This is a genomic window from Comamonas sp. B-9, from assembly GCF_000410635.1.
GTDB lineage: Bacteria > Pseudomonadota > Gammaproteobacteria > Burkholderiales > Burkholderiaceae_C > Comamonas.
In genome coordinates this window covers 18,061-29,182 of the sequence record NZ_KE148635.1, presented here as the reverse complement: position 1 = coordinate 29,182, position 11,122 = coordinate 18,061, and the positions used below count along the sequence as shown (strand labels likewise).

At 65.8% G+C, this 11,122-nt stretch carries 9 protein-coding genes; 7 read left to right on the top strand and 2 right to left on the bottom strand.

Annotated elements, in window-relative coordinates:
* The first annotated feature begins 32 nt into the window (after positions 1-32).
* Positions 33-2,531, top strand: a complete 2,499-nt coding sequence (locus H928_RS0118685; protein ID WP_021027876.1) for a heavy metal translocating P-type ATPase — start codon at positions 33-35, stop codon at positions 2,529-2,531.
* Between the two features lie 69 nt (positions 2,532-2,600).
* Here the strand turns inward: H928_RS0118685 and fabI are convergent, their stop codons facing one another.
* Positions 2,601-3,401, bottom strand: a complete 801-nt coding sequence (fabI, locus tag H928_RS0118680; protein WP_021027875.1) for an enoyl-ACP reductase FabI — start codon at positions 3,399-3,401, stop codon at positions 2,601-2,603.
* Between the two features lie 121 nt (positions 3,402-3,522).
* Here fabI and H928_RS0118675 point away from each other — a divergent pair, with 121 nt between their 5' ends.
* Both H928_RS0118675 and H928_RS0118670 read left to right on the top strand, forming a co-directional pair.
* Positions 3,523-5,361, top strand: coding sequence for an extracellular solute-binding protein (locus H928_RS0118675; RefSeq protein ID WP_021027874.1), 1,839 nt, complete (start codon positions 3,523-3,525; stop codon positions 5,359-5,361).
* A 134-nt stretch (positions 5,362-5,495) separates the two neighbouring features.
* A complete protein-coding gene (locus tag H928_RS0118670; RefSeq protein WP_021027873.1) occupies positions 5,496-6,521 on the top strand; it encodes a microcin C ABC transporter permease YejB in 1,026 nt (341 codons plus the stop codon).
* Positions 6,522-6,573: 52 nt separating this feature from the next.
* Here H928_RS0118670 and H928_RS0118665 read toward each other — a convergent pair whose 3' ends face one another.
* A complete protein-coding gene (locus tag H928_RS0118665; RefSeq protein WP_027011109.1) occupies positions 6,574-7,047 on the bottom strand; it encodes a DUF2127 domain-containing protein in 474 nt (157 codons plus the stop codon).
* 170 nt (positions 7,048-7,217) lie between these two features.
* On the opposite strand from H928_RS0118665, the gene H928_RS28760 reads away from it, so the two are divergent.
* From H928_RS28760 to H928_RS33625, 4 genes are all read left to right on the top strand, one after another.
* On the top strand, positions 7,218-8,357 hold the full coding sequence (locus H928_RS28760; protein WP_021027871.1) for an ABC transporter permease: 1,140 nt from the start codon (positions 7,218-7,220) through the stop codon (positions 8,355-8,357).
* Positions 8,350-9,987 (top strand): ABC transporter ATP-binding protein, encoded by a 1,638-nt coding sequence (locus tag H928_RS0118655; RefSeq protein WP_043341057.1) that lies wholly within the window; start codon positions 8,350-8,352, stop codon positions 9,985-9,987. Before H928_RS28760 ends, H928_RS0118655 begins: the two co-directional genes overlap by 8 nt.
* Before the next feature lie 84 nt (positions 9,988-10,071).
* Positions 10,072-10,857 carry an ABC transporter ATP-binding protein gene (locus tag H928_RS0118650; protein ID WP_043341056.1) on the top strand — a complete coding sequence of 262 codons (786 nt, stop codon included), beginning with the start codon at positions 10,072-10,074 and terminating at the stop codon, positions 10,855-10,857.
* Positions 10,854-11,122, top strand: a 269-nt coding sequence (locus H928_RS33625; protein ID WP_239645013.1) for an ATP-binding cassette domain-containing protein, incomplete at its 3' end; no start/stop codon positions are given. The genes H928_RS0118650 and H928_RS33625, both read left to right, overlap by 4 nt.

Here is an 11,122-nt window from a genome sequence, read left to right as displayed (position 1 = left end):
GAGTGGCAGCCATGGATAGAAAGACTCCCGCCATGACTGCCCAAACCACCCCATCCGCCACCCCGCTGCTGCAACTGCCGATCGAGGGCATGACCTGTGCGTCCTGCGTCGGCCGTGTCGAGCGCGCCTTGCAGGCTGTGCCCGGTGTGCAAAGCGCCCATGTCAACCTGGCTACCGAACAGGCCAGCCTGCAGCTGGGCGACCAGGCCGCCGCCGCCCAGGTGCTGGAGCAGGCGCTGGCAGCGGTCCACAAAGCCGGCTACAGCGTGCCTGCACATGCGCTGGAGCTGGAAGTCGAAGGCATGACCTGCGCCTCTTGCGTGGGCCGGGTTGAGCGGGCATTGAAGGCCGTGCCCGGCGTGCAAACGGCCGCCGTGAACCTGGCTACCGAGCGCGCCACGGTGCAGCTGACGGCGGGTGTGCCAGCCGCGCAACTGCTGGCCGCCATTGCCAAGGCCGGCTATACCGCCCGCACTGTGCCACAGGCGGCCGAAGCCAGCGAGGCGGCCGATGCCCATGCTGCGCAAAGCCAGCGCCAGCAGCAGGCGCAGAGCAGCCTGCTGCGTGACCTGTGGCTGGCTGCGCTGCTGGCTGCACCGGTGTTTGTGCTGGAGATGGGCGGCCATCTGCTGCCGGGCTTTCACCACTGGGTGAGCCAATGGCTGCCCCAGCAAAGCAACTGGCTGCTGCAGTGGGTATTGACCAGCCTGGTGCTGGCCGGGCCGGGCCGGCGCTTTTACCGGCTGGGGCTGCCTGCGCTGGCGCGGGCCGCGCCCGATATGAACTCGCTGGTCGCAGTAGGCACCTTGTCGGCCTACCTCTATTCGCTGGTGGCCACCTTTGCGCCTGGCGTTTTGCCTGCGGGCACCGTGCATGTCTATTTCGAGGCAGCGGCGGTGATCGTGGTGCTGATTTTGCTGGGCCGCTGGATGGAGGCGCGCGCCAAGGGCAACACCTCGGCGGCGATCAAGCGCCTGGTGCAGCTGCAGGCCAAGACGGCCTGGGTGCTGCGCGATGGCGGCTGGCAATCGCTGGCCATTGACGCGGTGCAGCCCGGCGATAGCGTGCAGGTGCGCCCCGGCGAGCGCATCCCGGTCGATGGCCGGGTAACGGATGGCGAGAGCTATGTCGACGAATCGATGATTAGCGGTGAGCCCGTGCCGGTGCACAAAACGGCAGGCGCGCAGGTGGTGGGCGGCACCATCAACCAAAAAGGCGCCTTGACGCTGGAAGCGACCGAGGTGGGCGGCAACACCGTGCTGGCGCAGATCATCCGCATGGTCGAACAGGCCCAGGGCGGCAAGCTGCCGATCCAGGCCGTGGTGGACAAGGTGACCATGTGGTTTGTGCCCGCCGTGATGGCCGCCGCCGCGCTGACCTTTGTGCTCTGGCTGCTGCTGGGCCCATCGCCCGCGCTGAGCCTGGCCCTTGTCAATGCGGTGGCGGTGCTGATCATCGCCTGCCCCTGCGCGATGGGCCTGGCGACGCCCACCTCGATCATGGTGGCCACCGGCCGCGCCGCCCAGCTGGGGGTGTTGTTCCGCAAGGGTGAGGCGCTGCAGCTGCTGAAAGACGCCCAGGTGGTGGCCGTGGACAAGACCGGTACCCTGACCGAAGGCCGGCCTGCGCTGACCGACCTGGTGCTGGCCCCCGGCTTTGAGCGCGCGGCGGTGCTGGCGGCGGTGGCCGCCGTCGAGAGCCAGTCCGAGCACCCGATAGCCCAGGCCATTGTGCAGGCCGCCCAGGCCGAAGGGCTGCAGATACCGCCGCTGTCCGGCTTTGAATCGGTGACCGGTTTTGGCGTGCGTGCCCAAGTGGGCGCTGCGCGGGTCGAAGTCGGTGCAGACCGCATGATGGCGCAGCTGGGCGCCGATGTGGCGCTGTTTGAGGACGAGGCCGCCCGCCTGGGCGCCGAAGGCAAGACGCCGCTGTATGCCGCCATCGATGGCCAGCTGGCGGCCATGATCGCCGTGGCCGACCCGATCAAGCCCACGACACGCGCCGCGATTGAGGGCTTGCATGCGATGGGCCTCAAGGTAGCGATGATCACCGGCGACAACCGCCGCACCGGTGAAGCGATTGCCCAGCAGCTGGGCATTGACGAGGTGGTGGCCGAGGTGCTGCCCGATGGCAAGGTGGCGGCCGTCAAGCGGCTGCGGGCTGCGCATGGCGCGCTGGCCTATGTGGGCGATGGCATCAATGATGCGCCCGCGCTGGCCGAGGCCGATGTCGGCATTGCCGTGGGCTCGGGCACCGATATCGCCATCGAGTCAGCCGATGTGGTGCTGATGGGCGGCGACCTGCGCGGTGTCGTGACTGCCATCGGGCTCTCGCGCGCCGCCATGCGCAATATCCACCAGAACCTGTTCTGGGCCTTTGCCTACAACGTGGCGCTGATCCCGGTGGCTGCAGGCCTGCTGTACCCCATCAATGGCACCCTGCTGTCGCCGGTGTTTGCGGCGGGGGCGATGGCGCTGTCGAGTGTGTTTGTGCTGGCCAATGCCTTGCGGCTGCGCCGTTTTAGCGTCTAGACAGCGCTGCAGGCATGAAAAAACCCCGCAGACACCAAGCCTGCGGGGTTTTTGTCTAAGCGTTAAGGCTTAGACCTGGTCGGCCGACAAGCCAGCCGTCTGGCTGAAGCCACCATCCACATAGGTGATCTCGGCGGTCACGCCCGAGGCCAGATCGCTCAGCAGGAAGGCGGCGACATTGCCCACGTCTTCGATGGTCACATTGCGGCGCAGCGGGGAGGCGTCGGCCACGCGGCCGAGCAGCTTGCCAAAGTCCTTGATGCCCGAGGCGGCCAGGGTCTTGATCGGGCCGGCGGAGATGCCGTTGGCGCGGATCGCGCGGCCGTCTTCGGTGCGGCCCACGGCCTCGGCCAGGTAGCGCACGGAGGCTTCGAGCGATGCCTTGGCCAGACCCATGGTGTTGTAGTTGGGGATGGAGCGCAGGGCGCCCAGGTAGGACAGGGTCAGCAGGGACGACTTGTCGTTGAGGTAGGGCAGGGCGGCCTTGGCCAGCGCAGGGAAGCTGTAGGCGCTGATGTCATGCGCAATGCGGAAGCCTTCGCGCGACAGGCCATCCAGGAAGTTGCCGGCAATCGCCTCGCGCGGTGCAAAGCCGATCGAGTGCACAAAGCCGTCGAACTTGCCCCAGGTGGCGGCCAGATCGGCAAACATCTTCTCGATCTGGGCGTCATCGGCCACATCGCAGTCGAACACCAGCTTGGAGTCGAACTCGGCGGCAAACTCGCTGATACGGTCCTTGAAGCGTTCACCCACATAGCTGAAAGCCAGCTCGGCGCCTTGCTGGTGGCAGGCCTTGGCAATGCCATAAGCGATAGAGCGGTTGGACAGCACGCCCGTGATCAGCAGTTTCTTGCCGGTCAGAAATCCCATTGTTCTTCTCCTGATGAGTTCCAGGCCATGAGGAATGGCCAAAAAAGACTTGGGCACCGGCGCAAAGCGTTTCTCGGGGGTAAACGCTTGCACAGGTGGCCAGCTAGGGCAGAATTGTCGCATGCGATTCTGCCTTCCGCTGATTTTGTGTGCTGCCGCGGCAGCGCCTGCCTGGGCCAGCCATGCCTACGCCCTCTGGGGCGAGCCGCGCTACGCGGCGGATTTCAAGCACTTTGCCTATGCCAACCCCGAGGCGCCCAAGGGCGGCGAGCTGCGGCTGGTCAGTGCGCTGCGCTACTCCACGTTTGACAAATACAACCCCTTCACGATCAAAGGCTCACCCCCGGCCTATATGGCCGAGATGCTGTTTGACAGCCTGCTGATCGCCAGCCTGGACGAGACGACGACCGGCTACGGCCTGCTGGCCGAGGACATCGATGTGGCCGCCGATGGCATGTCTGCGACATTCAAGATGCGCAGGGCGGCGCGCTTTCACAACGGCAAACCGGTGCTGGCCCAGGATGTGAAGCACAGTTACGAGGCGCTGATCAGCCAGTACGCCGCGCCCGGCTACAAGACCTTGCTGGCCGATGTGGAAGGCTGCGATGTCATCGACGACCGCACGGTGCGCTTTCGCTTCAAAAAGCCCAACCGCGATCTGCCGCTGACCGTGGGCAGCCTGCCGGTCTTTAGCCGCGACTGGGGCCTGGGCGCTGATGGCAAGCCCAAGCGCTTTGACCAGATCGTGACCGATATGCCGATCGGCAGCGGCCCCTACAAGATCGGCCCGGTGGTGTTTGGCCGCGACATCACCTATGTGCGCGACCCCGACTACTGGGCCAAGGACCTGCCGGTGCGCGTGGGCAGCGCCAATTTTGACCGGGTCACGATCAAGATCTACAAGGACAACACCGCCAAGCTGGAGGCGCTCAAGGCCGGTGAGTTCGATGTGATGCGCTTTTTCAGCGCCGGCGACTGGGCGCGGCGCCTCTATGGCAAGCGCTTTGACCGGGGTGAGCTGCGCAAGGGGGACTTTGCCAACAAGCTGCCGTCGGGCTTTCAGAGCTATTTTCTGAACCTGCGCCGCCCGCTGCTGCAGGATGTGCGGGTGCGCGAGGCGCTGGGCCTGGCGTTTGACTACGAGTGGATGCAGCGCCAGCTGTTCTACGGTGCCTACGAGCGCGTGCATGGCCTGTTTGGCAACACCATGTGCGAGACGCATGGCAGCCCGAGTGATGCCGAACTGGCCCTGCTCAAGCCCTTTGAGAAAGACCTGCCCGCCGGCACCTTGGGGCCGCTGCAGGATCCCCCCCGCACCGACCAGGGCAGCAGCCTGCGCGACAACCTGCGCAAGGCCCAGGCGCTGTTGGCCGATGCCGGCTGGAAGGTCGACACGAATGGCGTGCTGCGCAATGCCAAGGGCGAAGCGCTGGAGCTGGAGTTTCTCGACAGCAACGAAGGCGGCATTCGCACCGTGTCCACCTGGATGCGCAACCTGGAGAAGCTGGGCATCAAGCTCCGGCTGCGGGTGGCCGATTACGCGCTCTACCAGCAGCGGGTCGACAAATTCGACTATGACCTGATATCGGTCAATGTGCCGGGCACCAATATCCCGGGCCAGGAATACGCCGAGCTGTTTGGCAGCGCGGCGGCGGAGCAGGAAGGCTCGGGCAATTTCATTGGCTTGAAGAGCCCGGCCGTCGATGCGATGATTGCCCAGATGGCCAGCGCCAAGAGCGAGCAGGAGCTGTTGCCCGCCTGCCATGCGCTCGAGCGCATCATTGTGGCGGGCCACTACCTCATCCCACAGTGGTATGCCGCCAGCCACCGCGTGGTGTATGACGCCTGGCGCCTGGTCGAGCCGCCGCAGGTGCCGGCCTATGTGCCGGGCGAGACCTGGGTAATGTACTACTGGTGGGCGCGCATGCCGCCGATCACCGCTGACACGGCCAAGCCATGACCCGGTCTGACGCAGCGCCCCGCCGTTATATGATCCTTCTCACCGCCCCAGCGCGCCTGCCGCGCTGCCCAGGCCTTTTCTGCCACAGTGCCACGGCGCTTGCCCGCCCGTGCTGACATTGGAGCCCGCCCCGCATGCTTGCCTATATCCTCAAACGTTTGCTGCTGATGATCCCCACCTTGTTCGGGGTCTTGCTGCTGACCTTTGTGGTGATCCAGTTTGTGCCTGGCGGCCCGGTCGAGCAGTACCTGGCAGAGGCCAAGGCCGGCAACCGGGGCGCGGAGGGCGCGGGCATGGGCTACCGGGGCGCGCAGGGCATTGACCCCAAGCGGCTCGACGAGATCAAGGCCTTGTACGGTTTTGACAAGCCGCCCATCGAGCGCTTTGTGCAGATGCTGGGCCAGTTCGCCCGCTTTGATCTGGGCAACAGCTTTTTCCAGAACAAAAGCGTCTGGCAGCTGATCAAGGACAAGCTGCCCGTCTCCATCAGCCTGGGGCTGTGGACCTTTTTTATCAGCTACCTGATTGCGGTGCCGCTGGGCATTGCCAAGGCCGTGCGTGCGGGCAGCCGGTTTGACATGGTCACCACGGTGATCGTGCTGGTGGGCTATGCGATACCGGGCTTTGTGCTGGGTGTGGCGCTGTTGGTGATCTTTGGCGGGCAGCTGCAGTGGTTTCCGCTGCGCGGGCTCACCTCATCGGGCTGGGAGGAGATGGGCTGGGCCGCCAAGCTGGTGGACTACCTCTGGCATATCACCTTGCCAGTCACCGCCATGGTGGCCGGCAGCTTTGCGGTGACGGCCATGCTCACGAAAAACGCCTTTCTCGAAGAGATCCGCAAGCAGTATGTGGTGACGGCCAAGGCCAAGGGTCTGAGCGAGCGCCAGGTGCTGTGGCGCCATGTGTTCCGCAATGCCTTGCTGCCGATCGTCACGGGCTTTCCGGCGGCCTTTGTCGGCGCGTTCTTTACCGGGGCCTTGTTGATCGAGACGCTGTTCTCGCTCGATGGCCTGGGCCTCCTAAGCTACGAGAGCGTGCTGCGCCGCGATTACCCGGTCGTGCTGGGCACCTTGTACCTGTTTACCTTGATCGGTCTGCTCACCAAGCTGGTGAGCGACCTGTGCTATGTCTGGGTGGATCCGCGTGTCAAGTTTGACTGAGGCGCGCATGCCTGCATCGGCCAGCCCAGCGCCAGCGGCCTGGCGCTGCGCCTCAGGCCTTGCGGCGCAGGTACAGGCGCCGCAGCAGCACGGCCACGACGACGATGTTGAGCAGCAGCACCAGCGCGCCTTGCCAATGGCGGTGCGCCAGCAGGTGCTGCACTTCCAAGGGGATGTACAGCCCCGAGGACAGCGCGCCCAGCCATTCGCCCCAGGCCTTGTCATGCCACAGGCCCCAGGCCTCCAGCCAGCGCAAAGCGATATAGGTCGCGCCCAGCAACACCAGCGTATGGACGGGCGTGGCATTGATCTTGTCTACCCAGCCGATCAGCACGGCCGGGTAGCGGGCGTTGGGCGAGAGGCCAACGTGGCCGATCAGCTCCAGCGCGAGGCGGTGCAGATCGTGGTGCAGCAGGCTGAGCAGTCCCAACAGGCCCAGCAGCGCGGCAACGCCTTTGAGCGCTTCAAAAATGGCAATGCTTTTGAGCGCGGTGCGCAGGGCTTGGGGGCTGGTGCTGACGGGCATGGCGCAGAGCATGGCCGATGGCGCGCCGTTTGGCTGTCGGCCAATGGCGACAGCGCAGCACCCCGTGCCGTCGCCGCCACAGTTGCCCACGTCGGCCCCAGGCCGCCCTATTCAGTGACAGCAGTGACAGGAGGGGGACGGTGCCCACACCGTCTCTGCAGACCATAACGATGACCGAGCCTGTTTCCCCACTTCCCCCCGGCCGCTCGCCTGCGGCCCGCGCCTGGCGCCGTTTCAAGTCCAACAAACTGGGCTTTTACAGCCTGCTGCTCTTTATGGTGCTGGTGGTGCTCAGCCTGTTTGCCGAGCTGATCAGCAACGACAAGCCGCTCATCGTGCGCTATGAGGGACAGACCTATTTCCCGCTGGCCAAGGACTACCCCGAGACCAGTTTTGGTGGCGACTTCCACACCGCCACCGATTTTCTCGATCCCTTCATCCAGCAGCAGCTGCGCAAGGATGGCAACTGGGCGATCTTTCCGCTCAACCGCTACGGCCCCAACACCATCAACTACTTTGCCAAATCGCCCACGCCTTCGGCACCCTCGGCGGACAACTGGCTGGGCACCGATGACCGGGGGCGTGATCTGCTGGCCCAGCTGATCTACGGCTTTCGCGTCAGTGTGCTGTTTGGCCTGGCGCTGACGGCCGTCGGCACGCTGATCGGGATTCTCACCGGTGCGATACAGGGCTTTTTCGGCGGCAAGGTGGACCTGGTGTTCCAGCGCTTTACCGAAATCTGGAGCGCCATGCCAATTCTGTACCTGCTGATCATCTTCAGCGCGGTGCTGGCGCCCAGCGCTGGCCTGCTGCTGGTGCTGCTGAGCCTGTTTGGCTGGATGGCGCTGTCCGACTATGTGCGGGTGGAGTTTTTGCGCAACCGCCAGATGGACTATGTGAAATCGGCGCGGGCCCTGGGCGTGCCGAGCTGGAAAATCATGTGGCGCCATATTCTGCCCAACAGCATGACGCCGGTGGTCACCTTTTTGCCGTTCCAGATGAGTGCCGCGATCCTGACCCTGACATCGCTGGATTTTCTGGGCCTGGGCGTACCCCCGGGCACCCCGAGCCTGGGCGAGCTGTTGAACCAGGGCAAGAACAGCATCGATGCCTGGTGGATTTCGCTATCGACCTTTGCGGTGCTGGTCGCCACCTTGCTGCTGCTGACCTTCATGGGCGATGCGCTGCGGGATGCGCTGGACCCGCGCAAGCAGCTCAACACGCCACGTGCTGGCGCAGCACCAGCTGCAGCGCCGGCCCAGCCAGCGCCGACGGCCAGCGCAGATGCCAAGGAGGCCCGCCATGCTTGAGCCAACACTACCCCCGGTGGCCGTGCCCGCGCCGCTGCTGCAGGTCAACCACCTCTATGTGGGCTTTGGCGGGCAGGACGTGGTCAAGGACCTGAGCTTTTGCATACAGGCTGGCGAGAAGCTGGCGTTGGTCGGCGAATCAGGCTCTGGCAAGACAATCACGGCCCTGTCGCTGCTGCGCCTGGTGGGCGAGGCCCAGCTACGCGGCGAAGCGCTGATGGGTGGGCGCAACCTGCTGCAGATCTCCGAGCGCGAGATGCAAGCCGTGCGGGGCGATGAGATTGCGGTGATCTTTCAGGAGCCGATGACGGCGCTGAACCCGCTGATGACCATGGGCGCACAGATTGCCGAGGTGCTGCAGCTCAAGCAGGGCCTGGGCGACAAGGCGGCCTGGGAGCAGGCGGTGCAGCTGCTGGCCACCACCGGCATCCCCGAGCCGCAGCGGCGCGCCGGCAGCTACCCGCACCAGCTCAGCGGCGGCCAGCGCCAGCGCGCGATGATTGCCATGGCGCTGGCCTCCCGGCCCAAGCTGCTGATCGCCGATGAGCCCACCACCGCGCTGGATGTGAGCCTGCGCGGCCAGATCCTGGAGCTGCTGAGCGACTTGCAACGCCAGACCGGCATGGCGGTGCTGATGATCACCCATGACCTGCCGCTGGTGCGCCATTTTGCCGACCGGGTCGCGGTGATGGAAAAAGGCCGCCTGGTGGAGCAGGGGGCCGTGGCCGAGGTGTTTGCCGCGCCCCAGCATGCCTATACCCAGAAGCTGCTGGCCAGCACGCCCCAGCGCCAGGTGGTGGCCCGCCAGCCTGAGGCACCCACGGTGCTGAAAACGCGCGGTCTGCAGGTGGCCTATGCCACGCCGCTGCCGGGCTTTGCCGGCTGGTTCCGCAAGGGCCGGTTCGAGGCGGTGCGCGGCGCCAGCCTGGCGCTGGGCAGGGGCCAGACCTTGGGGGTGATTGGCGAGTCGGGCTCGGGCAAGTCCACCTTGGCCCAGGCGATCCTGGGCCTGCTGCCCAGCCAGGGCGAGCTGCGCATTGGCCAGGAGACCTGGCAGTTGCCGGCCCAGCGCAACAGCGCGGCCAACCAGCAGCTGCGCCGCAAGGTGCAGGTGGTGTTCCAGGATCCGTTCTCGTCGCTGTCGCCGCGCATGACGGTGCAGGAGATGGTGGGCGAAGGCCTGCAGCTGGCGCAGCCCCAGCTGGCTCCAGCCGATCTGCAGCAGCAGGTGCTGGCGCTGCTGCAGGAAGTGGGCATGACCGAGGCGCAGTTCCCGGGCCTGCTCGAGCGCTATCCGCATGAGTTCTCGGGCGGCCAGCGCCAGCGCCTGGCCATTGCCCGTGCGCTGATCGTGGAGCCCGAGATCCTGGTGCTGGACGAGCCCACCAGCGCGCTCGATGTCACCATCCAGCAGCAGGTGCTGGCCTTGCTGCAGCGCCTGCAGCGCGAGCGCGGCCTGAGCTATGTGCTGATCACGCACGATGTGGCGGTGATCCGGGCTATGGCCCATGAGGTGCTGGTGATGAAGGATGGCGAGGTGGTGGAGAGCGGCGAGGTCATGCAGGTGCTCGATGCCCCGTGCCAGGCCTACACGCAGCGCCTGATGGCCGCCAGCCTGGAGCTGGGCTGAGCGGGCAGCGCCCGGCAACGACTTTTTGAGCGGAATAGGGCCGCTGGCAGTGCGCAAGCTGCCTGCGGCATCAACGGGAAATCCATGACAGTATTGCTGCAAGTGACCGGTTTGGGCAAGCGCTTTGGCGGCGTGCAGGCCGTGGCCGATGTGAGCTTTGCCTTGCGCCGGGGTGAAGTGCTGGCGCTGATTGGCCCCAATGGCGCGGGCAAGACAACCACCTTCAACATGCTGGGCGGGCAGCTGGTGCCCGATGCCGGCAGCATGCTGCTGAGCGGCACGGCCCTGGGTGGCAAGCGGCCCCGCGAAATATGGCGCCTGGGCGTAGGGCGCACCTTCCAGATTGCCGAGACCTTTGCCTCGCTGACGGTGGCAGAGAACGTGCAGATGGCCCTGCTGTCGACCGCAGGCCGCGTCTTTGGCCTGTGGCAGAAAGCCGCCCACTTTCAGCGTGATGAGGCGCTGGCCTTGCTGGCGCTGGTGGGCATGCAGGACCAGGCCGACCGCGCTTGCAGCGCGCTTGCCTATGGCGATGTGAAGCGGGTGGAGCTGGCCATCGCCATGGCCCACAAGCCTGTGCTGCTGCTGATGGATGAGCCCACCGCCGGCATGGCGCAGGCCGAGCGCCTGCAACTGATGGCACTGACCCGGCAACTGGCCCGCGAGCGCGACATGGCCGTGCTGTTTACCGAGCACAGCATGGATGTGGTGTTTGCCTATGCGGACCGCATCATCGTGCTGGCGCGGGGCCGGCTGATTGCCGAGGGCGCGCCGGAGGCCGTGCGGCGCAACCCCGAGGTGCAGGCGGTCTACCTGGGCAAGGGCAGCACCTATGACAGCCAGGAACAGAGCCAGGAGCCAGCCGTATGAGCGCGCCGATACCCGATATGCACGCCGATCTGCTGCTGCTGGTGAGCGCGTTCAACGCCTGGTACGGTGAAGCCCATATTCTGTTTGATGTGGGGCTGGAGGTGCGGCGCGGCGAGGTCGTGGCCTTGATGGGCCGCAATGGCGCGGGCAAGTCCACCACGCTCAAGGCCATCATGGGCCTGGTGGAGCGGCGCAAGGGCGCTGTGCAGTTCATGGGCCAGAACATTGCACAGGCCGACCCCTGGCGCATTGCGCGCCTGGGCCT